The following is a 24040-nucleotide window of genomic DNA, read 5'->3' as shown; positions in this document are numbered from 1 at the left end:
TGTCGGGCCGGAGACGACACCCCGACGTTCCGGTAGCGCTCCCTGATGCGGCCGATGTCTTCGAGGGCCTTCTCCATTTCGGCCCGTTCGCGGAAGATCCCCACGTTCATGCTCATCGTCCTGGCGAGTTCCCCGTGAAGGGAAAAGGTCTTCTCCCTTCCACCCGCGACGAGGGCGGTCATCTTTTCTTCCGTCTTACGCGCGGCGGTGAGAACGACCTCTTCCCTGGCCGCCCCGGGCCGCCGCGACAGGTATTCATCGACGGCGCCGGCGGCCGTCTTCCCGAAGACGATCGTCTCGAGAAGCGAATTCCCGCCGAGCCTGTTGCCCCCGTGGACGCTCACGCAGGCGCATTCACCGGCGGCGAAGAACCCCGGCACCCCGGTCTCGGTCCTGGCGTTCGTATCGATGCCGCCCATGGAATAGTGCTGGCAGGGCATGATGGGTATGGGTTCCCGTATGGGATCGATGCCGATGAAGTCGATGCAGATCTTCCGTATGCCCGGGAGTTTCGCGAGGATCTTCTGCTCCCCCAGGTGCGTGAGGTCGAGCTTTATGTACGTGCCAAGCGGGTGGTCGAAGCCCCTGCCTTCATTGATCTCCGTCTGGATGCTTCGGGAGACGATGTCCCGCGGCGCGAGCTCCATCGCCCTGGGGGCATACCGTTCCATGAAGCGCTCGCCCCTGCTGTTGACGAGGTACCCGCCTTCTCCGCGGCAGGCCTCGGTCATGAGGATGTTCGTGCCGATGAGCCCCGTGGGGTGGAACTGCACGAACTCCATGTCTTTCAGGGGCACTCCTGCCTTGTAGGCGATGCCGATGCCGCTTCCCGTGTTGATGAGGGCGTTCGTGGAATAGAAGTAGACGCGGCCGTATCCTCCCGTGGCGAAGACCGTTGCCTTCGCCGCGATGGGCACGACCTCGCCGTTCATGAGGTCGAAGGCCGCGACGCCGTGACAGACGCCATCGTCGATCGCGAGACCCGTGACGTACCATTCGGGATAAACCCGGACGCCTTTCATCACCGCCCGCTCGTAAAGGGTGTTGAGGAGAACGTGGCCGGTGAGGTCGGTGGAGTAGCAGGTCCTCGGGTATCCCGCTCCCCCGAAGGGCCGCTGGGCTATGGAGCCGTCTGGAAAGCGGCTGAAGGGACAGCCCCAGTGCTCCATCTCGTAGACGATGCCCGGTGCCTCCCGGCACATGGCCTCGACGGCATCCTGGTCGGCAAGGTAGTCACTGCCCTTGATCGTGTCGAAGGCGTGCTTTTCCCACGTGTCGTCCTTTCCGCCGGGGTTGTTGGCCAGCGCCGCGTTGATGCCGCCCTGGGCCGCGATCGAATGGGACCGTATGGGATGGACCTTGGATATGAGGGCCACATCGTAGGTATCGCAAAGCCCGACCGCGGCCCGCAATCCCGCGAGACCTCCGCCGACTATGAGCACATCGTGGGAAAGAGCCGTCATGAGATCACGAGATAAAGGTACACGAGGGCCGCCGAAATGACGGCGGCGACCAGGTTGGAGGCGACGAAGAGCCTCTTTTCGTTCCTGTAGCCGAGATCCATGACGATCGTTCGGATGCCGTAGATGCTGTGGAAGGTGAAGAGAAGGAGTATGAGTACGTCGAGAACAGGTTGCCGATGGAGGCTTAGTGCCCAATCGGGTTTCTTGTCCTCAGTGAAGAGGAAGTAGCTGGTAAGTATCTTGACGCCGAAAAGAACGATAAGGGAAACGCCGCTTATCCGGTGAAAAAGCCATATGAACATGGCCGCTCCTTGGCTCTCGTTTCAGACAATATCATCATGGCGCGCGGAGATTTGTCAAGGGATTTGGAGACGGGTGGAACCGTTAGAACCGTTGGAAGCGTTAGAACCGTTGGAACCGTTGGAAGCGGTTGGGTGTACGAAGGTTCTCTTGCATTCGTCATCCCGGCGAAGGCCGGGATCCAGGAGCGATGTCGGCATTAAGAACGCTTCAGATCCGGGACCAGCCCCGGGGGTAACGGCAAAGAGGGCTCTACCAGCAGCTTGTTGAGGGTTTCGGGGCGTGCTCTTCGGGCGGGATACCTTGTTTCAGAAAGGGGTGGAATCTGGATAGGGAAGGGGTATAATAAAGAAAAAACCCTGGATGAGGTAGTGATGGGAGATTACGACGACGAAAGACCTGATTGGCGGGAACTGGACCGTCGCAGGGACAGGAGCACCTTTTACGGCAGGCAGGAAAAGGGGGCCGGAAAAAAGAAGGAAGCTCCGAAGGACCGCTGGCAGCAGGGAAGGGTAAGGGATGCGCTGGACAGGCTTTTCAAGGGTGACAAGGGAACCCCCGAGCACGACAAGCTCTTCGCCAGGTTGCACAACGCCTACGGTTCGGAGGCCTTTGAGAAACAGGCCGAGAAATACATGGCAAAGTACGGCCTGCCCGACGACGGTCCCACGCTCATCCTCTTCCTGGATCTGAAGGATGCCGATGTGTGCAATGCCACCCTCGACAAACTCCGGGAACTCTACGCGTCATTGCCGCCGCGCCAGAAGGAGGACGCGAAGCGAAAGATCTCCATCGCCGCCATGGCCCACAGGATAAAAGAGGTCCGCGTAAAGGCCCAGGAAGTGATCGAGGAGTTGGAAGAATAGGAAAGACGGTGTTAAGTTTTAAGTGTTAGGTTTTAAGTTAAAAGCCTTAGGACACTTTCCCGCATTCCGTTGAACGTACAAACATCCTCTCAAGCGAAAGGTCTTTCACGTAAAACTTAAAACTTAGCACCGAAAACTGTTTTTTCAACTATTTTCCATCACGAACCGGCTGTACGACCGGTCGTAGGAGGCCTCGCCTTCCTTTGAGAAGAAGCAGCCGGGGAGCTGTTTCTTTGCCCGGTGGTAGGCGACGCATTCGCAACACTTTCCTTTCCGGGGACAGGGATCGTAGGTGCAGGTGCAGGCGGTCTTGTTCTTCTCCATCGTGCATTCCATCTCATTCACCTCGCGCGCGTATTTGGCCAAGAGTATACAAGGAAGGTTTCAGAGGTTCAAGGTTTCAGGGACGAGGGGCGGGTAACGGGTGGGAGGTCACGGGAAACACACTGAAACATTTCCCCATAACCCATCACCCATAACCTCTCACCCGCCTTTGCTTTTTTTTCGGTCTTTTTTTCTCTCCAGGAAGTAATACCCCCTTGCAGTGAATATACAGCGGGGGAGATCAATATGACGACGATCAAGATAGGTCGCCTTGTGCGATGTGCCATCGTGAAGAACCTTCCCGGTAAGGACGTCTATCTTGTCCTCCTGGCGGGAACGGACCTTTTGGCCTACCTTCCGAAAAGATTCGCCGGCAGGGAGTACAGGCAGGGGGAGGAGACGATGGCCGCGGTGTTCATGATGGGAAAGGGCGGGATCTTTCTTAGCCAGAGGTCGCCGCAGTACTTTCGCCGGGTCACCGAGGAGGTTCTCTCACCCGTCATACGCGACGGAAGGGTTCGGGTCCGAAGGGCGGCGAGCGTGGTCAAAGGCCCTTTCGCCAAGGTTTCCGTCGAGGGCCTCGGGGACGTGGACCCGCTCATGGCATCTCTGCCCTATCTCGACAGGGTGAAGGAGTACACCACGGACACCATCACCATTGTCCGCTACAGTACGGATATCAGGGAGTACATCGTCAACTCCCTCGTCCCGGCGCCGGCGGACAAAGTGGTGGAGGTCCACTACTCGCAGGGTCTGCGGGAGGCCATCGTAAGGGTCGACCCCCGATATTGCGGTTTCTTTGTCGGGAAGGGGGGCGCCAACGTCGCGACCGCGGCCAAGCTTCTCAACGTCAGGATCATGATAAAGAGCGCCGCGGAAGAACCCGGGGGAAAGGAGGGCGTCTGTGCAGAGGGGAGGAACTGACAGGAAGGGCCTCGGCATGAAAGGGTTTGTCATCGTGATCGCCACGTCCATCGCCTGCTCGGCGGCCACCGTTACCGCCTACGACCTCTTCTTCGCGCAGAAGATAGTCGCCGTCGATCTCATCTCCTCCATCGCGTCACAGAAAGAGGACTACGCCGCGGGCAGGGTCACGGCAGCCCAACTCGTCGAGAACATCGAGGCTCTCCTGAGACGGATGGAAAAGAGAAAAAGGAACGAGGTCCTCATCCTCGAAGAGGCGGTAGCGGGTGACGCAAAACGACGGAGCCTGAGCAGCGCGAGTGTGCCGGACACGGGAGATGAAGAGCTAAACGAGAGGACACCGGAGTGACAACATGACGTCGCCTTTTGGAACGTTAAACAGGCGGATTGGACTGGACATTCGCGTGAGAGGATGCAAGAAAAAACCATTGACTTTCTGTTAGATATGACGATAATTAACCAAGAAGCATTTGGATTGAATACAAAACGCCCCTTGCAACGTTTCGATTTTGTAATAAAAACTTCGAAGCCGACCAAGGGGCATTGCATTTCTAGAGGGGGGTACTTGTGCGAAAAGTGGTGTTCATGATTGACGGCTGGTTCATGAGGAAGAAAATTTACAAGTACAAGACGTTCTACTATTCCGGACCAGAAATCAGAAAATACTGTGTTAAGCACTTAAGGACAGATGATTATTTGTATCGTATTTTTTACTATGACACGGAGCCGCTTGATAAGAAGGGACATAATCCAATCACGAAAAAGAGTATCGATTTTGGCACGACCAGGGTTGCCGTAGAGCAGACAAAACTGTTGAATTCAATAAAGACAACGCCCAATTTCGCACTACGTCTCGGAAAGACCGTATGGCGAAATAACGAGTGGCTCATAAAACCCGATAAGCTCCAACTGCTTCTGAACAAGACGATAACCGTTGACCAGTTGACAGAAGACGATTTCAAACCACTAATAGAACAGAAGGCAGTCGATATGAAGCTTGGACTGGACATTACGTGTATAGCGATGGAGAGGCTGGCTGACCTCCTAATAATCATTACAGGAGACGCCGATATTGTGCCGGTCCTGAAATTTGCTCGCCGCAACGGCATGCAGGTCTGCCTCGATCCGTTGAGAAACTCTGTCAGGCCGGAGCTGTCTGAACATGTGGATTTCATCGAAACGAAGATTCCAGCTCCCAAGAAGGTACTTTAGCATCTGAGGTGAACCGGATGCTCTGGCTCTCTTCGTATTGACATGCCTCAACAGACGTTTTAGGCTGTCCCAGCTCCTTTGATCAGGGGATCGGGCAAGACCTAAAGTGCGGAGGCGCTATGGACGAAAAGACCGGTAAATGCCCCCATTGCGGGGGCGGCAACATCGTCGTTGGCGTAAGGGTCGATCAGACGGCGGACGCGGGCAGGATAGGGCTCGCCTACAAGACCAAATTCGTTCTGGGGGGCACGGAACCTTTCTACGCCGACGTCTGCGACGACTGCGGTACCATCACCCGGATCTACGTCAAGGAAACGGGGAAGAACTGGTATAGAAAATGAAGACAGGTAATGGGTCATAGGTCATGGGTGATGGACACAGAAGGATGGGAGTGGCCTTTCCCCATAGCCCATAGCCTATAACCTATAACCTGCCTTCTGTTCTTTTCATAAACTCCCTCAAGGTCTTCACATATTCTTCCTGTTCCTCGAACATCGCAAGGTGGGAGCTTTTTTCGAAGATCCTGACGGTGGAGCCGGGAAGGTGGGAACTGTACCAGGTTGTCGCGCCGGGGGTTGCCTCGTCGTACCGGCCCGCGGTGAAGAGGGTGGGAACCGTGATCTCGCGGAGACGGTCCACCCTGTCGTATGTCTTGAGGTCGCCCGTGGGGTAGAACTCGCTCGGTCCCCACATCTGCTTGTATATCTCCGCGTTCGACGCGGCCAATGACCGTGTCAGGTCCTCCGGCCAGGGGTCGAGACGGCACAGGTGGCGTTTGAGGTACTCCGTGACGGCCGCATCGTATTCCCTGGAGTCCGTGGTGCCCGCCTTCTCGTGGCTGCGGATCAGTCTCTGAGTGTCGGGTGGAAGCTGCGCGATGAGGACATTGGCGTCCTCGACCCATCGCTTTGCGCTGAGGCACGGGCTAGCGAGTATAAGGCTCTTTACCCCGGAAGGATTCGTCAGCATATAGTCCACAGCCAGCATTGTCCCCCAGGAGTGCCCGTAGAGGTGGATCTCCTTCAGTTTGAGCGCCGCGCGCAGCTGCGAGAGCTCCTCAACGAACCTTTCGATGCGCCAGAGCGACCTGTCAGCGGGACGTTCCGACCTGCCGCAGCCGAGCTGGTCGTAGAAGATGACGGATCTGTCCTTGGCGAGTCTTTCCAGGGGTTTGAGGTAGTCGCTCGCGGCGCCGGGCCCGCCATGGAGAACGACCACGGGGGTGGCGCTGCCGGAGCCGACGATGCGGTACCAGACCCTGCCGCCCGTGACCTCAACGAACCCCTGGCGCTCCGGGAGTGACGAAGAGGTGGAGCAGGCGGTGAGAAAGAGCGCGGCAAAGACGGTGAACCACGCAACGAGGATCCTTCTCACCCATGAGCCGCCGCGTGTCCCGCCGACTGTCATCGTAATCCTCCTCTTTTTCGTGCCTTGCATCCGTCATGTTCCTTATACCGGTTCCGTCCTCTTCGTGTCAAGGATGCCCCCCCTGTCCCGGTTCCTTGCTTTTTGACGCCCCCTCGTGGTAATCTTCCCCGTCCGCTTAATACTCGCATCATCTTCAGGAGGCACTATGGGATTGCGCTATGACGAAGTGAACGACCACGTCCTCACCCTGCTCAGGGAGGTGAGGACGCAGGATTTTCCCGAACTGGTCAACGCGAAGATAAAAGTTCTCTTTGACCTGAAAAAAAGGAAGTCAGGCGGGATGCTCGTCCTCGCCCGGATCATCAAGACGAACGACCTTATGCGCCACCTCACGAAGAACGGGGGCGACGCCATCGAGGGGTACGATTACATCATCACCCTCGACAAGAAATGCTGGGAGAACATCACCGATCTCGACAGGGTCAAGATCTTGCGTCACGAACTGCGGCACACCTTCTTTGACATAGAATCCGAAGACAACCCCTACAAACTTCTCAATCACAGCATATCCGACTTTTACGAAGAGGTCGAACTCAACAAGAACGACCCCCGCTGGCGCGAACGCGTAGCCACTCTCACCGAGGACATCTACGAACAGGAAAAAGAGGCCAGGATCGAAAAGAAGCGGAAAAAGACGAAGGAATACTGAAAAAGACCGTTAGAACCGTTGGAACAGTTAGAACCGTTAGAATGGAAGAACCGGAAATACCCTCTGTCGCTGGATGACCCTGCAATCTTTCTCTTTCCCAGGATTCCAACTGCTTGAGATTGTTCCTGCCTTGTCTCTTCCGTTCTAACGGTTCCAGCGGCTCCAACGGTTCTAACCGTCTTATCGGTTCTAACCCGTTTCCTTCATGACATCAGCCCCGACGGAGTAGTATACTATAGGCGCTTTGTCTTTTCACGCTGACTGACCGCAAAAAACCAACCAAGGAGGATATACGCTCATGATGTACTCTCAGGAAGTGGAGAAGATGTGCTCCGTAACGAAAGGGGCAGACCATGGCCCGGCGCCGATACCGCAGGAAGGCAAATGGACGCAGGTAAAGGAGATCAAGGATATATGCGCTTTTACGCATGGTATAGGCTGGTGCGCCCCCCAGCAGGGGACGTGCAAGCTGACGCTCAACGTCAAGGACGGGATCATCGAGGAGGCGCTTGTTGAGGCGCTCGGATGCTCGGGCATGACCCATTCGGCCGCCATGGCCTGCGAGATACTGCCCGGCAAGACCATACTCGAGGCGCTCAACACGGACCTCGTTTGTGACGCGATAAACACGGCGATGAGGGAACTCTTCCTCCAGATCGTTTACGGCAGGAGCCAGTCGGCATTCTCCGAGGGCGGGCTCGCGATAGGTGCCGGGCTCGAGGACCTGGGGAAGGGACTGCGCAGCCAGATCGCCACCATGTACGGGACCGTGGCAAAAGGACCCCGGTACCTTGAGATGACCGAGGGTTACGTACGAAAGATAGCCCTCGACGAGAACAACGAGATAATCGGGTACGAATTCGTGAGCCTGGGCAGGATGATGGAGATGATAGCGAAGGGCATGGACGCCAACGAGGCCCTTCAGAAGGCTTCCGGGAAATACGGAAGGGTCGACGAGGCCGTGAAGCTCATTGACCCCAGGCATGAATAAGGAGGGATGACGATATGGCACTTTTCGAGAACTACGATAGAAGGATCGGGCAGATCAATACCGTGTTGAGTAAATACGGGATCAAGTCGATAGAGGACGCGAAGGCGATCTGTGACGCGAAGGGCATAGATCCGTACAGGATAGCGAAGGAAACCCAGCCGATATGTTTCGAGAACGCTGGATGGGCGTACATTGTTGGGGCGGCCATCGCCATAAAGAAAGGCCGCACGAAGGCGGCGGATGCGGCCGAGGCAATAGGCGAGGGCCTGCAGGCCTTCTGCATTCCCGGTTCCGTTGCCGATGACCGGACGGTGGGACTGGGGCACGGGAATCTTGCCGCCATGCTTTTGAGGGAGGATACGAAATGTTTTGCCTTTGTCGCGGGACATGAATCCTTTGCCGCCGCGGAAGGGGCCATCGGCATCGCCAAATCGGCGAACAAGGTCAGGAAGGAACCCCTGCACGTCGTCCTCAACGGTCTCGGGAAGGACGCGGCGCAGATCATTTCCCGGATAAACGGCTTCACGTACGTGCGGACCAAATTCGACTATCACTCGGGAAAGCTGGAGATCGTGGAAAGCCGGCCCTATTCGAAGGGCGACAGGGCGGCGGTGAGGTGCTATGGGGCGGATGACGTGCGCGAAGGCGTCGCCATCATGCACCACGAGAAGGTGGATGTCTCCATCACCGGGAACTCGACGAACCCGACCCGCTTCCAGCATCCCGTTGCCGGCACCTACAAGAAGGAGTGCAACGAGGCTGGACGGAAGTATTTCTCCGTCGCGTCGGGGGGAGGCACGGGCCGGACGCTCCATCCCGACAACATGGCAGCGGGCCCGGCATCATACGGCATGACGGACACGATGGGCCGGATGCATTCGGACGCGCAGTTCGCGGGCTCGTCATCGGTTCCGGCGCACGTCGAGATGATGGGCTTCCTCGGCATGGGCAACAACCCCATGGTCGGCGCGACCGTCTCGGTAGCGGTGGCGATAGAGCAGGCGGGGTAGGCGAAAGACAAAGACATTATCTCTCGCCCGCTTCGCTCGAGTTCGCAAAGGACGCAGAGAAAGACTGAAAAGAGAGAAAAGATTGCCGCCGGATCTTGGAGCCTCCCAAGATCCGGCGGCCTTCTCGTCCCGCCGTCCCGTCGGGAGAGAAAGGAACAGTTTTTTTATCCTGAAGGAGTTATCCCCCCTCATCCCCCCCTGTCGTCATAGGGCCTATAGGTCCTATATGTCCGATGGGTCCTATAACCATCCTCCAGCCTCCTACACTACCTCACCCCACAACTCCTATCCTCTCCCCATCATTTCCACCTAAAAGGAAAACTCTCTCCTTTGCCTCCCGCTTCAGCGGGATGCAAAGCCGGCCGGATTTTGGGAGGCTTCGAAATCCGGCCGAATCTTTTCTCTGCGTCTTTTGCGGGCTTGAGAGACGAACGAAGTGAGGAACGGGCGAGAGGCAAATCCTTCAGACTGTGTCTTCTCTTTGTTCCGTCCAGTCTCCGGGGCAGTATTGGGAGAGGTCTGTGAGGAATTGTTCCCGGCCGGTGAAGCGGATTGCGTTTATGCCTGCCATGCGGGCCCTTTCGCAGTGGCCTTCGTCGTCGTCGATGAAGAGCATGCGGTCCGGTGCGGCGTGAAGTTTGGAGACGGTGTCGGAGAAGTGCGTGGGGTCGGCCTTGCTCTTCCCGAGATGATAGCTGTTGTAGACAATGTTGAAGTGCTTGAAGAAGCGGTGCAGTTCGTTGAGTTCATCGAGCCAGTTGGTCTGATCGCTGAGTATGACGACACGGATGCCCGCCGTTCGCAGTCTCTTCACGATGTGGATCATATAGGGCCGGGGGATGAAGCGGGACAGGATCTCGTTCCGAAGGGTGGCATCGTCCCCGGTGATTCCCGTGGCCCTGCGGATGGCCTGCCAGTATGAGGGTTCACGGCCCCGACCAGTTATGTAGCCTGTCCTGTGGATGAGGTCGCGGGCGAGGTTGATGAAGTCCGTTTCGTCGAGGCCGTGTCTTTGCGCGATGGCCTTGAGGCCGTTCGCGAACCCTTCGTCGGCGAGAACGCCGCCGAAGTCAAAGAGGACTACATCCACATTACATGCTGCAGAGTCCGGATACATACCATCTCCTTCCGTGAGAATGTAGCACAGACCGGGGGGTGTTTTCCATCCGGGCTAGAGGTCATAGTTGCCGATCCTCTCCGGTTGGTAGACGATCTGGGTTATCTGTATTCTCCTTGTTCCTGCCGGGACCTCCCAGTTGAGGTTGTCACCTTCGCGGCAACCGATGAGAGCGGTCCCGATGGGCGCCAGAACGGAGATGGCCTTTTCACCCATGGCCGTCTTGTTGGGGAACACAAGGGCGAAGGACCTTTCTTCGCCGGTATCGAGGTCCCTGATGCGGACGACGGAGTTCATGGTGACGACGTCTGCGGGAATCTCCCTGGGGCCTACCACCTTCGCCCTGTCGAGTTCTTCCTCCAGGCGGTCGAGATAGGGTTTATCGCTCCCACCGTATATCTCGATCAACGCCCGAAGCCTCCGCATGTCGTGCTCCGTTATGTAGATTTCGCCAGTCTTCATAACGTCACCCCCTGTACGTTCTTTGGCGAAGGAGGGTTCCTTCGTCATGCCGATCACGTCTTGGTCCGTCTCATTGTTCCCCATGTGCATGACATCAAGCGCCTTAAGAGCATCGCGGTCACCATCGGACCCAAGGAAGCGTGCGGCTTCCCGCCCCGGTGATGCGCTCGGTATCCAGTATTAAAGAGCTGTCTTGAAGGCGAGCCTGGGAATGTCCACGGGGAGATGGAAGATGTAACGGAAACCGTCTGTCGGCGTGATGGACATGAGGAATGTTAGCATAAAAGCACCTGAGTGTCAAAGGCCCCCTCGTTTGACCTGGCGCTTCCTACCCCCAGGCTGTCAGCGGCCCGCGCATGGCATGGTGACGGGGACCGGGCGGCACCCTGACCGTGACCCCGGTGCCCTTGATCTGCAGGGACCGTGAAAGCCGCAAAAAAAGAGGGTGGATATCCAGGCTGCGACAGGTTCACGCGCGTTTGAATCCTGTTTTCGACTTTCAATGAAGAGGTTCGAAGTTGGGCTCCTTCGACTCAGATAGTCCCTTCATTTACTCGTTGCCTGGGCTTATCCGCCCTATATAGTACAGTAATAGCACGTCTTCTTCATCTGTCAAGTCCTATTCGGGCGGCAGTTCCTTCGGTTCGTACAGCTCAAAGGTCCGCACGAGCGGCGGCCCTTTGAGAAGGCCGCCCGCGACCTGCTGCAGCTTCGGCCACAGGCTCACTGTGGCGGCTTCGGCATCTTCCTTCGATTCCCAGAGGCTCAACGCGCCGCATTCTCCCGTATCACGGTCGGCAAAGAATGTGGCCCCCTTGAATCCTCTCATCGTCTTGTAAATGGGGGCAAATGTGTCGGCCACCATCTCCCCCGTTGAATGCATCCCCGGTCCGAAGTTGACCAGGATCAGTCGCGTATACATCAGCACACCCCCTTTTGCATGCCTCGCGGTGCCAGGATATGCCCGCGTATCCCCCGGCCCGGCGCGGCGGGGGTCTCCCGTGTTTCTCACCTCGTGAGCAGCACGGGGCATTTCGAGCCTTTCAGCACGTTCCTTGCCACCCCGCCAACAAGATATTTCGCGATACCCGATTGGCCGAGGGAGGCGATCACGATGAGGTCGATCCCCTTCTCCTCGCTTTCCTTCAGTATCTCTTCATAGACGATACCCGTCCGCACATCGGTTGCCACATCGAGGCTCCCGGCCCGGGGGACCCTGTCGAGCTGGTTTCTCAGTCTTTCCTGCGCCTCCCATCGCAGAACGTTCTCGAACTCCGGGCGAATGACAGCTATCACGTGGGTGACGAAGACCTTGGCCTGGTACTCTCTTGCGATGTCGAGGGCCTGTTTCAGCGCCTTGTCGGAATGCTCCGAAAAATCGGTGGGCACAAGTATCCTTGTCGGCATGAGCATCGCACATCATCTCCTTTGCGTATGATCTCTGCCTAATTCAAGTATAGCCGCTTTTCAGGGGAATTGCTGAGGGATCTCCGGCTCCCTCAGCCGAGCTCGAAACTCGTGATGCCGAAGACCTTCTCCATGGGAACGGCGGGAGCCTCCCTGCTGTACATCCTGCCTGTTTCGAACACGGATGTCATGCCGTGGTCCCGCACGAAGGCGACCGCAGCCGGATTGTTTGCCGGGATGTCCAGGAACACCGGCGCCCGCTCCGGCACGTTTCCTGTCAGCGCGTCGAACAACTGTTCGGCGATATCGGGAGAATCGGCGAAAAGAGGTCCTATTTTGAACCCCGTCCTGCAGGGGCGTATGACACCGTAGCCTTTGATCCTGCCACCTTCGGCAAGACCCAGGGCCGTCCCGTCGGGGCGGATGATCCACTTTTCGAGGAACCTTGCCCGTCGCGCGGGGAAGATGCCCGAATCGTAGGAGACGACGGCATCGAAGGGGAGGGTTGTGAGATCGACGATGCCCGCGGGGTTCGATGCCCCGCTTCCCCGGCCCTTGTAGCGGATGTTCCTGTGGGCGAGGGTGAAACCGAACTTCTCATAGTTCCTGATCTTTGCCACCACTCCGTCTATGCCGATGTTACGGGCGCCGAGACGGCTCATCGCCCATCTTCCAAGCTCAACACCGTACCATTTTCCGCGCAGTTCCTTGCGGACGATGTAGAAGCCTATAAAACCGAAGGATTCACCGTAGGACACGGCCGAGACGCACCCCACCGGACGGCCGTCCACTTCCCCGATGAAGAAACCATCGGGGTCCGCGTGGTAAAAACAGGCGGCGTCGGTGAGTCCCGGGTTCCACCCTTCCTCCGCCGCCCATTCCACGGCAACCTCAACATCCTCGAGCGTCATCCGCCTGATAACGAACCCCCGGTTGATCATCCGCCCTTTTTCCTCGCCCCTAAACCCTTGACAGGCTGTTGATAAACTCATTTTCTACGTCATTCCGGCGAAGGCCGGAATCCAGAGGTTTTTCTAACTCCTCGTTTTTCCTGGATTCCGGCCTTCGCCGGAATGACGAATGAGTACGAACCGCCTTCAGAGATCACTTCGTCAACCGCCTGTTGAACCTTGCAACCTTGAACCCCTTCTCTATATCGCCTCTATCGTTGAAGGCGGTTTCGTTGCGATGTTGTAGGTCACGCTCACGACGCCGGGCACTTCCTTGCAGATCCTCGAAGCTATACGCGTGAGCTTCGAGTAAGGGAGGTTTGTCGGCGTGGCCTTGCGTGCGTCCACGGAATCCCAGCACCTGACCTCGATCTGGCGGCCGAAGTCCCTCCTGCCGTCGCGCATCCCTGTCATCCTGTCCTCGTGAAGGATCGCCAGGTACTGGAAGGCCTTCACCTTCGCGAGCTCCTCCTCGACGACGACAGTCGCGAGCCTCACGATCTCCACCTTTTCCGGCGTGACCTCACCAACGACGCGGGCGGCGAGCGCCGGACCCGGGAAGGGTATCCTCTTGTACATGGATGCGGGAAGACCCAGGGCCGACCCGACCTTTCTCACGCCGTCCTTCCGAAGCTGCACGAGGGGTTCCAGGATATGATAGCCGAAGGTCTTTTTGGGGTCTATGCCGAGCTGTTCGAAGACATTGTGCTGCCTCTTGATGCCCGCGACGGTCTCGTCGATGTCGGTGAGGATCGTCCCCTGCAGAAGGTGTTTCGCCTTGCTTTTCGTGACAAGCTTGCCGAAGACATCCTTGTAGAATGTCTGGGTGATGGCCTCGCGCTTTTCCTCCGGGTCCGTCAACCCTTTAAGCGCCTTGAAGAACTTCGCCTTCGCGTCGACAATCTCTATGGTGACGCCAAGACCCTTGAAGATCGCCTGTATCCGCTGCGGCTCGTCCTTTCGCATGAGGCCGGTGTCGATGAAATAGGTCTTCAGCCTCTCACCCAGCGCCTTGTGGCCGAGCATGGTGACCACCGATGAGTCGACCCCGCCCGACAGGGCGTTGATCGCCACCCCCGTGCCGACGGCCGCCTGTATCTCAGCCGCCTTTTCCTCGATGAACTTCTTCACGTTCATTCCCTTTGCCTTGATCTCCCTGCCACCCGCCATCAGCACCCTCCTTTGATATTTTCTTTTGCCTGCAGCCTGAAACCTGAAACTATCTTTCCCGCCAGTCGGCTATTACCCGCCCCTGGCCCTTCTTCTTTTCCCATGACCCATCACCTATTGCCCGTTCGTTGCCCGCTTTTGCCTTTGATCATCCCATAATGCGCCGCGCCCCACAGGCCGCTGTCCTCGCTCACTATGAGGGACACGGGGATCTGTCTGAGCATGGGACCGTAGTGCCGGGATTCGGTGAATTCCTTCCTGAAATGGTCGTTCACGACGAGAAAAGGGTTCTTCATCGCGACGCCGCCGGCGATGAAAAGCCCTCCCAGGGCAAGGACCGTCAGCGCGTAATTGCGGCAGGCACGAGCGTAGAAGCGCGAGAAGAGGACGGTCGTCTCCGACTCCGGAGGGATCTCGGCGACGATGTCCTTCGGGCTCATCTCCCGCCCCGTCAGAAAGGCGTGGAGGTGCGTGAGGCCCGGTCCGCTCACGACGATATCGCCGTAGGGATACTCCGCCCCGGTCCTTTCCATGAGAAAATCGCGGTATGCCGTTTCCGTTTTCCCGTAGAAAGGGAACGCGGCGTGGCCCGCCTCCGAGGGCAGGGGCAGGAAGCCGCCCCCGTCCGTGGCCAGAAGGGCACAGTGCCCGAGGCCCGTTCCAGCGCCGATCACCGCCATGGCCGCCCGGGGCTCGGGTACCCCCGCCTGAACCGCCTGTGTCTCCAGTCTCTCCGCAAGAGGGCAGGCAAAGGCCTGCGCGACGAAGTCGTTGATGAGGAATACCCTCGTGCCGGCAAGGCGCGCGCGGAGGCCCGAAACGTCCACGTCCCAGGAGACGTTCGCCAGCGAGGCGCAGGTGTTCTCCTTGACGGCGCCAGGAACGGCAAGGACCACGATGTCCCAGGACACTCCCGCCGGTATGGACTTAAGGCCGAGGGCCCTGTCGATGAGGTCGTCGAGGGACGAGGCGTTCGCGGTCTTCAATTCCACCCTGTCGACGCATGACAGGCTCCCGCTGTCTTCAACGGTGAAATGGGCGAAGCGGCTGTTCGTTCCCCCTATGTCGACGGCGATGATGTTTTTCATTGTTCCCCCTCATGTGGCCTCGCGTTAAGCGTCTATCGCGCACAGCAGGCTGGGTTTCCCTCTCCGATCCAGCAGTGGAGGCAGAGCTTTTCCCGGGGCAGGCCGATGGCCGCTATCATATCATCGATCTTCTGGAACTTGAGCGTCGTGACGTTTATCTCCCGCGCGATCCAGTCGACCATCTTCCGGTATTTCTCCGAGGTGTCATCGAGATACTCCGCGATATTGTCCGTGCGCCCGCCTTCAAGGGCGTTTATGGCGCGGCGGGCGACGAGTTCGTCGACGGACCGGGTGGAGAGGGCGAATTTGCAGTGGTACATGAGGGGCGGACAGGCCGGGCGGATGTGGATCTCCTTCGCGCCTGAATCCCAGAGCTTGACGACGGTGAAATTCTTGAGCTGTGTGCCCCGCACGATGGAGTCCTCGCACAGGACGATGCGGTTGCCGGCGATGACGTCTCGCACGGGTATGAGCTTCATGGTGGCCACGAGGTCCCGTATCTCCTGGGAGGGAGGCGTGTAGCTCCTGCCGTATCCCGGCGTGTACTTGACCAGCGGTCTGCGGTAGGGGAGTCCCGATTCCATGGAGTAACCGATGGCGTGGCCGACGCCCGAGTCGGGGACGCCGGCAACAAGGTCGGCATCGACGTTGTCGCCCCTGGCGAGAGCCCGTCCCGAGCGCTCGCGGACCACCTCCACGTTAATCCCTTCGTAACTGGAGGCCGGATACCCTGTGTATATCCACAGGAAGGCGCATATCTGGTTCCGGTCCCTGCCCGGCAGTTCGCTCCGCAGACCCGAGGGGCTGAGGCTCACGATCTCCCCCGGCTCGATGAACCTGACCCTCCGGAACCCCAGGTTCAGGAAGGAACAGTCCTCGGTGGCCACGGCATGGTCGCCGTCCTTCTCGCCGATGACGAGCGGCGTGCGTCCCAGACGGTCCCTCGCCGCGTACAAACCGTCTTCCTTGAGGAGCAGAATGGAGGCTGAGCCCTCGATGCGTTCATAGACACCCTTGATGCCCTCGATAAGGGTTTTGCCCTGGGTGATGAGCTTCGCGATGAGCTCCACCGAATTGATGCCGCCTCCGGACATCTCGCTGAACGTCTCGCCGCTGTCGAGGAGTTCCTTGGCGAGCTCGGCCGCGTTCTCCACGATGCCTGAGGAAACAATGGCGAAGGTGCCGAACTTGGAACCAATGATAAGGGGTTGGGTATCGCGATCGCTGATGACCCCGATGCCCGAATTACCCTTCATCTCCTTGTATTCTTCGAAGAACTTCGACTTGAACTGGGATTTGCTGATATCGTGTATACTGCGGTGGAACCGGTCTCCCAGTACGGCCATCCCTCCATATTCCGTTCCCATATGCGAGTGATAATCGGTACCGTAGAGCAGGTTGCTCGCGCAATTTTTCTTCGATATTATGCCGAAAACTCCGCTCATACGCCCTCCCTGGTAGCATCCTCATGTGTTGTCAGTGATGTGTCCTAAATGGCAACGATATGATATATGGATTCCCCGGAAAATTCCACAGGAATGCACACGCTCCCGCCCCCCCAACGCCCCGGCAGTCTCTCCTCGCTTTCAGACTTGTGACGGTCTCTGACCAGCAACCCGCAACCCGCAACGGTTTTCTTTAAGTTTCCCCCCGCCCATACCGAGTATACCTGTAGACGGCGCCGATGAGGCAATGTCGGGAATGCCGCAGCATCAGGGGCAGGGTTGCCAAAGAAAGATAAGGAGATTATATTACAGCCATGACGACGGAAGAACAAAAATTGGTCACCAGGTACGCGGATCAGGCATTCAGGGGAACGACGATACGTCAGGAATATCCCGTGTGCGAATGCGGCAAGATCTTCAGCGAGAAGAATCTGTGCGACGCTCCGGGGGTATTCTTCAAGAGCGTAGACGTCTTCGGGAAGACATACACGCTCATCGAGCCTGTCTGCCCCATATGCAAACGCAAGATCCCGGCAAGCTTCAACATCCTTAACTAGCTCCTGCCCGGTGACTTCCCCTTAAACTTTTCCTTGCCCCGGAAGGAGCTTCCCGTGATCAATATGCCGGGAGAGGAATTCCGCTTCTCCATCTCAGCAAACCTGCGTGCTACAGTGAGGTTGCCATTACCTTTCGTCCTTTAAGAACAATTCGTGGTATTCGGGTTCGGTGAGGTGTTTCTTGAGCATCTTGCCCAGGACCTCGAAGACCTCCGCCAGGTCCTCATCGGACATCCTCTTGAGCATGATCTTCATAAGCGCGTCGTCGGAGAATTTCTGGAGGTAGGCCTGCACCGTGTTCTCGTCCGTCTTCCTGTCCATGCCGTAACCGAGAAACCCGTCGAAGTTCTCGACGAAAAGATGGGAATGCTTTGCCATAACCTCACCCGCCTTGCTGTATTGGACCGCGTCCACCGGACACGCCCGCCGCTAGTCTAATCCAGAACAAAAAGAAAGTTCAAGGGTTCCAAAGTTCAAAGGTTCAAGGGTAAAGGAACAGGACAGGACAGCTCCGTTCTCGATGTCTCTTAACTTTGAACTCTTGAACCCTTGAACCGTTTCTTAGTCTTCCCCGTGGTGCGCTGCGGCGGTGTCGCGGAAGGAGGTGGTGGCCTCCTGTTCGAGGACGGCGAGGATCCTCTCGGCAAGCGGTCCGTAGGAGGGGTGAGCGCGGAGCCTGGGCCGCTCCATGTCGACGTCGATGATGTCGAGTATCCTTCCGGGGCGCGCGGACATGACCATGATGCGGTCGGCAAGGTAGATGGCCTCGTCGACGCCGTGGGTCACGAAGAGGATCGTCTTGCGATGGTTTTCCCAGATGCGAAGGAGCTCCTTCTGGAGCAGGATGCGCGTGTGGGCGTCAAGGGCCCCGAAGGGCTCGTCCATGAGAAGGACATCGGGGTCGTTGGCGAGGGCCCGTACGATGGCGACACGCTGCCTCATGCCCCCCGAGAGCTCGTGGGGAAAGGCCCGCGAGAAATCCTCCATTCCGACGAGGCGCAGATACTCCATGGCCTTCGCCTCCCGCTCGTCTCGCGGCGCTCCCAGGAACTCCGGGCCGAGTGATACGTTGTCGAGGACGTCGCGCCACGGCAGGAGCGAGTATTCCTGGAAGACCATCCCGATCTCCCTGCGTGGCCGGGAAACCGTTTCCCCCCGGTAGTCTATCCTGCCGGCGGTGGCCGTCTCGAGGCCCGCGATCATCCTTAGCAGGGTCGATTTCCCACACCCCGACGGCCCGACGATGCACACGAAATCGTTCTCGGGGATGTCGAAGGTCGCCTCGGCCACCGCCTTGAGGGCGGTGCCGTTGTTTGTCCGGAAGTCCTTGCGCAGGGCCTCGATGCGGAGAATAGGGGCGGTCGTCATCGTGTCAGCCTCGTCCACGCGAACCTGCGGTTCTCGATGACACGGAAGAAGAGGTCGAGGAAGGCGCCGATGGCCCCGATGCTGATCATGCCGGCGATCACGATGTCCGTCCTCGCCAGAGTATAAGCGTGGGTGATGAGGTAGCCGACGCCGGAGAGGCTCCCCGGGAGCATCTCCGCGGACACGAGGCACATCCAGGCCACACCCAGCCCTATCCGCATGCCGTTGACTATGGACGGGGAGGAAGCGGGCAGGAGGATCTTCCGGAAGATGTCTCTTTCGCTTGCCCCCAACACCCGCGCCGAGTCCAGAAGGGTGCTCCGCACGCTCATCACACCGTGTATGGTGCTCGTCAGGATCGGGTAGAAGGCCCCGATGAAGATGATGAAGACCATGGAGAACTTGAGATTATTGAGGTAGACGTAGCCCAATCCCTTTTGCACGTCGAAGAGGGTCGCCAGGCTTGCCACCCCGAACCATGCAAGCACGAGCGGTACCCAGGCCAGCGGCGGAATGGGTCTGAAAAGCGCCACGAAGCCGTTGAGGAGCCTAAAGGCCATGCCGTAATATCCCATCAGGATCCCCAGAGGCACGGCGATACAGACAGCCAGCAGGTAGCCTGCCAGCACCCTGACGAGACTGATGGCGACGTTGATGACGAGGGACCCCATCGCGATAAGGCTCTCCGTCGGCTTGAGGAACAACTCGGTCACCTGCCCGACACCGGGCAGGATGACCTCATTGTTCAGTTGCCGGGCCATAATGTCCCAGAATACAAGGAAGAGGCAGGGCACGAGCACATAGGCTCCCGCCCTGACAAGTATGCTCTTCAGGCCCATTCTACATCTTCACCTTGTCGATGAAGCGCATATCGAAGAGCACCGGTTTCACCTCGTCGATCTTCTTGCCTTTCAGCGAGCCCTTGAAGTTTCCCATTCCGTTGAGGACGCCCATCAGCTTGTCGGCACCCCGCATCCAGCTCTTGTTGAATTTCGCCAGAAAGACGAGTGTCGACGCTTTGGCCGCGTCGGCGGGCAGGCCGATCCATTCCGCGGTGATCGTTGCCGCCTCCATCCTGTTCTTGTTGCACCAGACGTTGGCCTTCGCGATGAGCTCCACGAACTTCTGCACCACCTCGGGGTGTTTTGCGATGGTCTCACCGCTCGCCGCCGTGACGCAGCAGGGGAAGTCATGCCAGTAGCCTTTTGGCGGCAGGTCCCTGAGGTCGATAAGGATCTTTCCCACGCCCCGGCTGACGGCTACCTCAGGGAAGGGTGAAGGCCCCACGATCGCGTCGACCTGCTTGCTCGCCAGCGCGGGGATCATGTTCGTCGTGCCCTTGAGGTCCGCGAGGAGGATTTTGGCCGACTGGTCGTTGGGGTCTTCCGTGACCTTGATGCCGGCATTCTTCAGCGCTGCTTCCAGGACGATCTTCGGCGCGCTCGTCGGCGAGTGGTACCCGATCTTGACAGGTTTTGAAGCCTTCTTCACGTTCTCCATGAAGGAGTTCCAATCGGTGAGCGGGGAATCCTTGGGGACCACGAGGCCCATGCCCTCTGTCTGCAGGGGGCTTAAGATCTTCATCGGGGTGCCCTTGTCTATCCCGGCCATGATGGCGGTCACCGAGGCCATGGCCAGGTCGAGCTGGTTGCGCGCGAAGAGGGCGGCCGTCTCCGATCCGCTTTTCGCCACGATCAGCTGGAGGACGGCTATGGCTTTCCCGCCTGCCACCAGTTCGTACTTGTCCTTGTCAATGACAGGCCGAAGGTAGACCCCCATGTCTTTGAAGGCCTCCCCTTTTTTCGCCGCCACGATGAACGACGTGTGATGGGTCGTGAAGATATAGCCCACCTTCAGATTCGGGACGTCCGCGGCGAAGGCGCCGGAGACAAGGACGAAGACCGCAAAGATCGCGACAAAGGGCATCAGCTTCAAACTCTTGAACATATGCATTCATACCTCCTCTTATTGTGATATTCCTGTACCGGAAAAGGCGTTCCCTTTGCCGGATCGATACCGGTGCGACAGGGCTCAGCAGGACTCCAGAAGGGCCTCCACGCGCGTGCGTATCTGTTCGACGTCACCCAGGGAAAAGTCCGTCACTATCTTGAGGAACGGCAGGCCGTGGCTCTTCTCAACGTGCTTGCCCACCTTATGCGATTCGATGTTGAAGGAATGGCACGCTTGGAGCACGACGTCGATGACGGCATCGGGCCTGAACTTCTCTATGAGACGGGTCATTTCGGTGAGGCGCCGGGCGTTGGGGGTCATGCAGGAGCAGGGTATCTTGAGATAACGCTCGCTGAGCGCCCTTACGGGGTTTCCGGTGCCTTCTTCGATGTCCGTCATGAAAGGCTTGAATCCCGAGCATGCGTCGAGGGCGACGATCACGCCGCCTGCCTCTTCAATGATCCTGAAGACCTTTTCGGCATCGCCGCTGACGGGACAACCGGTCACGAGCACGCGGGGAGCCCCGGCAGAGCCGTAGACGTATCCGGCCTCCCGGCGAGCATCAAGAACTTCTATTGCCTTATCACAAAAGGGCTCCATTTCTTCCCCCCTCGATCCCTGGGCCAGAAAGGCAAGGTCATATATCTCCCGCCAGCCCACGATGGAAGGCTTGACCGCCGCATACTCAAAGACCTTCCGCATCATGGCGCTCTTGCGGTTGCTGTCCACGATGGCGGCCTCGATAGCGTCCTCAGTCGTTCCGGCCCCGAGGGTTTCTTCGAGAAATCTCCGGAGCTTTCCGATCATCAACGTCCAGTTCACGACCGCCTCGTTCTCGTCGGGGACCTGGGGCAGATCCATGATATAGGTGGGCTTCACGTCCGCTATGAGTTCGAACATCTTCTTCTTGCCATCACAGGTCGTTTCGCCTATGATGACATCGGAGAGCCCATAGAAAGGACAGGTATCGGTGATGATGAAACCGTAGCTGGACTTGATAAGGGGGCAGAGATTGGCAGGAAGGACAGTTTCCGCCGCCTCTATCGTTCCGTCGGAAAAGGCGCAGAGCGTTGCCGGTGCGATATCCATGGCCAGGATAAGCTCGGCCGGCGCATACCCGCAGTAAACCCCGGCGACCTTCTTTCCGTTCGCCCGTTTTTTCTGAAGACGGGCAAGAACCCTTTTCGTGGGGGGGCCGCCGGTGTATTCATCGTTGATAAGAGGTTCAACGGTTCCCTTCATTCCACGCTCCTTTCGCTGTTATCATACCCGCCCGACCCCTCTTTTGCCGACTCCCGGCGTGGTCTTGCCGAGGCGGCATGGATCGCAGCGCCCAAGGCTCCCACGCTCTGCGGGTCCGGAGGGACCACGACCGGGCGCGCCAGCTCCTCGGCTAACAAGGCTTCAACGCAACTGTTGAGCGCGACGCCTCCGGCGAAAAAGACCTCACCCGACGGTGCTATGCGCCGGAGCAGGGCTGTCGAGCGGCTCACGATGGCCCTGTGGATGCCGAGCGCCACCTCGGAGCGAGCGGCCCCCTTTGCCGTGAGCGATATGACCTCGGATTCCGCGAAGACCGTGCACATGCTGTTTATTTTCTCGAAGCGCCCCGCTGACAGTGCTGCCTTCGGGAACTCCTCCAGGGTGTAGCCGAGGGCATGCGCCATGATCTCGAGGAAGCGGCCCGTGCCGGCGGCACACTTGTCGTTCATCTCAAACTTGCTCATCTCGCCGCCCTCGCTCAAGGAGATGACCTTCGTGTCCTGCCCTCCGATGTCGAGGATCACCCTGCAGGACGGGTGAATGGCCTTCGCCCCCAGGGCGAAGGCCTTGATCTCGCTGATGACGGGGCAGTCGAGGTGCCCCTTCAGGAGGTGACGGCCGTATCCGGTGGCCACAATGGTGTCGTAATGGACCTCCTCCATGAGGGCACGTGCCGCTTCCAGGGGGTCGTGTGAGGTGAGGCCCTTGCGTGTGAGGACCGTCTCGCCTTGCTCAATGACCACGAGTTTCACGGTCCGTGAACCGATGTCGAGGCCGGCCGTCCTCATCCTTGATGGATCCTTTCGACGAACGCCTCGATCCGGGTCTTGAGTTGACCCATGTCTTCCTGGCTGTAGTCCGTTTCGAGGCGCAGGACCGGAATGCCCGAACCTTCGAGGGCTGCTTCCACGGGACCGCTCTCCACCAGGTAGGGCTGGCAGAACTGGAGGCTGTAATGGATAACGCCACGGGCGCCGTACCTGCCGAACATGTCCCCGACGTGGTCAACGCGGGAGGGATTCGGCGTGAAGACGGCGCAATCGATGTTGAAGTAGCGTTCGGTGATCGCGTCGAGCATCTCCGGCAGGGTGGAACCCTGCGTCTCGGTGAGCCACCTCGTACCGCGTTCCCCCACACAGGATTCTTCGGCCACGATCACGGCCCCGCTGGTTTCAACGATGAACGGGACCTTCCAGTTGGGTACCGCCATGGGGCATCCCGAGATGACAAGGCGGGGCGTTCCCTTCGGGAGCACTCCTTCGCCCTTCTTCACGCGCTCCTCAAGCTCATCGCAGAGGGCGTTGACGGAAGCGGTGAAGCGCGCCGGATCGTCGTAGAAGAAGATCTGGTTGACGAGAAGCGCGTCGAGGCCGGAGATCGGGGCGGGGTCGGCCTTGCGCAGCTCGGCGAGGCGCTTCACGGCCTGTCTCTTGGCGTTCACGGTCGCTATGCCTTGTTTCAGGCTTTCGACGGTGACCTTCCGTCCGCTCTTCTCTTCGAGCCTTGTGACGAACCTTGCGTACTCTTCCTTGAGAAGTGCTCTCCCGGGACCGCTTTTCATCTGGGGCAGGTCCATGATATGGAGGTCCTTCACCATGGGTCCGAGGACCTCGTAGGACTTCTTCTTGCCGTCACAGGTGTTCTCGCCGACGACGATATCGCTCGCCTCGAGGTAGGGGCACACGAGGCCCCGCTTGAAACCGAAGGCGGACTTGATCAGCGGGCAGAGATTCCTGGGGACCACCTCCTCGGCGCCCTCGAAGTTGAACTCCGCTCCCGCGCAGAGACCGACGGACACACCGTCCACCGCGAGGATAAGCTCCTCGGGTACGAAAACACAGTAGGAACCCACAACGATGCGGCCCTCAGCCTTCGCGTCCATGAGTTCTTTGATCCTGAGGCCGTGCACCTCGCTCATCACGAAGTCGAAGTATTTCATCCCCTCAGGCCGGTTCTTCTGGGAAAGGAAGATGTCCTGATACGCGCCGCCAAGGACGGACAGGAGCGCGTCATGGCCCTTGAGGTCAAGGCCGAGATCCGACCACATCTGTGTGTAATCTGACATGAAAACCTCCTGAAAATAAAAGATCCGGCCG

At 58.4% G+C, this 24040-nt stretch carries 28 protein-coding genes; 9 read left to right on the top strand and 19 right to left on the bottom strand.

Annotated features, from left to right (window positions below; translation table 11 throughout):
- On the bottom strand, positions 1-1463 hold a 1463-nt coding region (locus tag GXX82_02385; protein ID NLT21876.1), incomplete at its 3' end, for an FAD-binding protein.
- The gene (locus GXX82_02380) at positions 1460-1765 is read right to left on the bottom strand and encodes a hypothetical protein (GenBank protein ID NLT21875.1); all 306 of its coding nucleotides are present in this window, start codon (positions 1763-1765) and stop codon (positions 1460-1462) included. The genes GXX82_02380 and GXX82_02385, both read right to left, overlap by 4 nt.
- A gap of 372 nt (positions 1766-2137) precedes the next feature.
- Between GXX82_02380 and GXX82_02375 the strand changes: the two genes are divergently transcribed.
- A complete protein-coding gene (locus GXX82_02375) occupies positions 2138-2629 on the top strand; it encodes a hypothetical protein (protein ID NLT21874.1) in 492 nt (163 codons plus the stop codon).
- Between the two features lie 144 nt (positions 2630-2773).
- Here GXX82_02375 and GXX82_02370 read toward each other — a convergent pair whose 3' ends face one another.
- Positions 2774-2965: a hypothetical protein gene (locus GXX82_02370; protein NLT21873.1), complete on the bottom strand. Its 192-nt coding sequence runs from the start codon at positions 2963-2965 to the stop codon at positions 2774-2776.
- 234 nt (positions 2966-3199) lie between these two features.
- Between GXX82_02370 and GXX82_02365 the strand changes: the two genes are divergently transcribed.
- The 4 genes from GXX82_02365 (at position 3200) to GXX82_02350 (ending at position 5430) form a co-directional block, all read left to right on the top strand.
- On the top strand, positions 3200-3877 hold the full coding sequence (locus GXX82_02365) for a hypothetical protein (protein NLT21872.1): 678 nt from the start codon (positions 3200-3202) through the stop codon (positions 3875-3877).
- Positions 3858-4226, top strand: a complete 369-nt coding sequence (locus GXX82_02360) for a hypothetical protein (protein NLT21871.1) — start codon at positions 3858-3860, stop codon at positions 4224-4226. The genes GXX82_02365 and GXX82_02360 overlap by 20 nt, the downstream gene beginning before the upstream one ends.
- 236 nt (positions 4227-4462) lie before the next feature.
- A complete protein-coding gene (locus GXX82_02355; GenBank protein NLT21870.1) occupies positions 4463-5089 on the top strand; it encodes an NYN domain-containing protein in 627 nt (208 codons plus the stop codon).
- Between the two features lie 119 nt (positions 5090-5208).
- On the top strand, positions 5209-5430 hold the full coding sequence (locus GXX82_02350; protein NLT21869.1) for a hypothetical protein: 222 nt from the start codon (positions 5209-5211) through the stop codon (positions 5428-5430).
- A gap of 82 nt (positions 5431-5512) precedes the next feature.
- On the opposite strand, the gene GXX82_02345 is transcribed toward GXX82_02350, so the two are convergent.
- Positions 5513-6496, bottom strand: coding sequence for a proline iminopeptidase-family hydrolase (locus GXX82_02345; protein NLT21868.1), 984 nt, complete (start codon positions 6494-6496; stop codon positions 5513-5515).
- A gap of 166 nt (positions 6497-6662) precedes the next feature.
- Between GXX82_02345 and GXX82_02340 the strand changes: the two genes are divergently transcribed.
- The 3 genes from GXX82_02340 (at position 6663) to GXX82_02330 (ending at position 9167) form a co-directional block, all read left to right on the top strand.
- Positions 6663-7166 carry a hypothetical protein gene (locus GXX82_02340; protein NLT21867.1) on the top strand — a complete coding sequence of 168 codons (504 nt, stop codon included), beginning with the start codon at positions 6663-6665 and terminating at the stop codon, positions 7164-7166.
- A gap of 298 nt (positions 7167-7464) precedes the next feature.
- Positions 7465-8157 (top strand): hypothetical protein, encoded by a 693-nt coding sequence (locus GXX82_02335; protein NLT21866.1) that lies wholly within the window; start codon positions 7465-7467, stop codon positions 8155-8157.
- Between the two features lie 14 nt (positions 8158-8171).
- Entirely contained in the window at positions 8172-9167 is a 996-nt protein-coding gene (locus GXX82_02330) for a GGGtGRT protein (protein ID NLT21865.1), read from the top strand.
- Positions 9168-9630: 463 nt separating this feature from the next.
- Here the strand turns inward: GXX82_02330 and GXX82_02325 are convergent, their stop codons facing one another.
- From GXX82_02325 to GXX82_02290, 8 genes are all read right to left on the bottom strand, one after another.
- The gene (locus GXX82_02325) at positions 9631-10257 is read right to left on the bottom strand and encodes an HAD family phosphatase (protein NLT21864.1); all 627 of its coding nucleotides are present in this window, start codon (positions 10255-10257) and stop codon (positions 9631-9633) included.
- A gap of 81 nt (positions 10258-10338) precedes the next feature.
- Positions 10339-10746, bottom strand: coding sequence for a nucleoside diphosphate kinase regulator (gene rnk, locus GXX82_02320; GenBank protein NLT21863.1), 408 nt, complete (start codon positions 10744-10746; stop codon positions 10339-10341).
- Positions 10747-11365: 619 nt separating this feature from the next.
- A complete protein-coding gene (locus GXX82_02315) occupies positions 11366-11668 on the bottom strand; it encodes a hypothetical protein (protein ID NLT21862.1) in 303 nt (100 codons plus the stop codon).
- Between the two features lie 86 nt (positions 11669-11754).
- Positions 11755-12159 carry a universal stress protein gene (locus tag GXX82_02310; protein ID NLT21861.1) on the bottom strand — a complete coding sequence of 135 codons (405 nt, stop codon included), beginning with the start codon at positions 12157-12159 and terminating at the stop codon, positions 11755-11757.
- A gap of 86 nt (positions 12160-12245) precedes the next feature.
- Positions 12246-13094, bottom strand: coding sequence for a GNAT family N-acetyltransferase (locus GXX82_02305; protein NLT21860.1), 849 nt, complete (start codon positions 13092-13094; stop codon positions 12246-12248).
- A 210-nt stretch (positions 13095-13304) separates the two neighbouring features.
- Positions 13305-14240: an ExsB family transcriptional regulator gene (locus GXX82_02300; protein ID NLT21859.1), complete on the bottom strand. Its 936-nt coding sequence runs from the start codon at positions 14238-14240 to the stop codon at positions 13305-13307.
- 143 nt (positions 14241-14383) lie between these two features.
- The gene (locus GXX82_02295) at positions 14384-15361 is read right to left on the bottom strand and encodes a glucokinase (GenBank protein ID NLT21858.1); all 978 of its coding nucleotides are present in this window, start codon (positions 15359-15361) and stop codon (positions 14384-14386) included.
- A gap of 32 nt (positions 15362-15393) precedes the next feature.
- Positions 15394-16806, bottom strand: coding sequence for an amidophosphoribosyltransferase (locus tag GXX82_02290; protein ID NLT21857.1), 1413 nt, complete (start codon positions 16804-16806; stop codon positions 15394-15396).
- Between the two features lie 314 nt (positions 16807-17120).
- Here GXX82_02290 and GXX82_02285 point away from each other — a divergent pair, with 314 nt between their 5' ends.
- Positions 17121-17363 (top strand): hypothetical protein, encoded by a 243-nt coding sequence (locus GXX82_02285; protein ID NLT21856.1) that lies wholly within the window; start codon positions 17121-17123, stop codon positions 17361-17363.
- A 126-nt stretch (positions 17364-17489) separates the two neighbouring features.
- On the opposite strand, the gene GXX82_02280 is transcribed toward GXX82_02285, so the two are convergent.
- The 7 genes from GXX82_02280 to GXX82_02250 form a co-directional block, all read right to left on the bottom strand.
- Entirely contained in the window at positions 17490-17741 is a 252-nt protein-coding gene (locus GXX82_02280; GenBank protein NLT21855.1) for a cytoplasmic protein, read from the bottom strand.
- Positions 17742-17924: 183 nt separating this feature from the next.
- Positions 17925-18731, bottom strand: a complete 807-nt coding sequence (locus GXX82_02275; protein NLT21854.1) for an ABC transporter ATP-binding protein — start codon at positions 18729-18731, stop codon at positions 17925-17927.
- The gene (locus tag GXX82_02270) at positions 18728-19570 is read right to left on the bottom strand and encodes an ABC transporter permease (protein ID NLT21853.1); all 843 of its coding nucleotides are present in this window, start codon (positions 19568-19570) and stop codon (positions 18728-18730) included. The genes GXX82_02275 and GXX82_02270 overlap by 4 nt, the downstream gene beginning before the upstream one ends.
- A gap of 1 nt (position 19571) precedes the next feature.
- Positions 19572-20684, bottom strand: a complete 1113-nt coding sequence (locus GXX82_02265) for an ABC transporter substrate-binding protein (GenBank protein NLT21852.1) — start codon at positions 20682-20684, stop codon at positions 19572-19574.
- A 78-nt stretch (positions 20685-20762) separates the two neighbouring features.
- Positions 20763-21923 carry a 2-hydroxyacyl-CoA dehydratase gene (locus tag GXX82_02260; protein ID NLT21851.1) on the bottom strand — a complete coding sequence of 387 codons (1161 nt, stop codon included), beginning with the start codon at positions 21921-21923 and terminating at the stop codon, positions 20763-20765.
- Positions 21920-22732 (bottom strand): 3-hydroxyacyl-ACP dehydratase, encoded by an 813-nt coding sequence (locus GXX82_02255; GenBank protein NLT21850.1) that lies wholly within the window; start codon positions 22730-22732, stop codon positions 21920-21922. The genes GXX82_02260 and GXX82_02255 overlap by 4 nt, the downstream gene beginning before the upstream one ends.
- Entirely contained in the window at positions 22729-24009 is a 1281-nt protein-coding gene (locus tag GXX82_02250) for a 2-hydroxyacyl-CoA dehydratase (protein NLT21849.1), read from the bottom strand. Before GXX82_02250 ends, GXX82_02255 begins: the two co-directional genes overlap by 4 nt.
- Positions 24010-24040 lie beyond the last annotated feature (31 nt).

It is taken from the genome of Syntrophorhabdus sp., from assembly GCA_012719415.1.
GTDB lineage: Bacteria > Desulfobacterota > Syntrophorhabdia > Syntrophorhabdales > Syntrophorhabdaceae > Delta-02.
The sequence above is the reverse complement of the archived record's forward strand: the minus strand, read 5'-3'. Positions and strand labels throughout refer to the sequence as shown.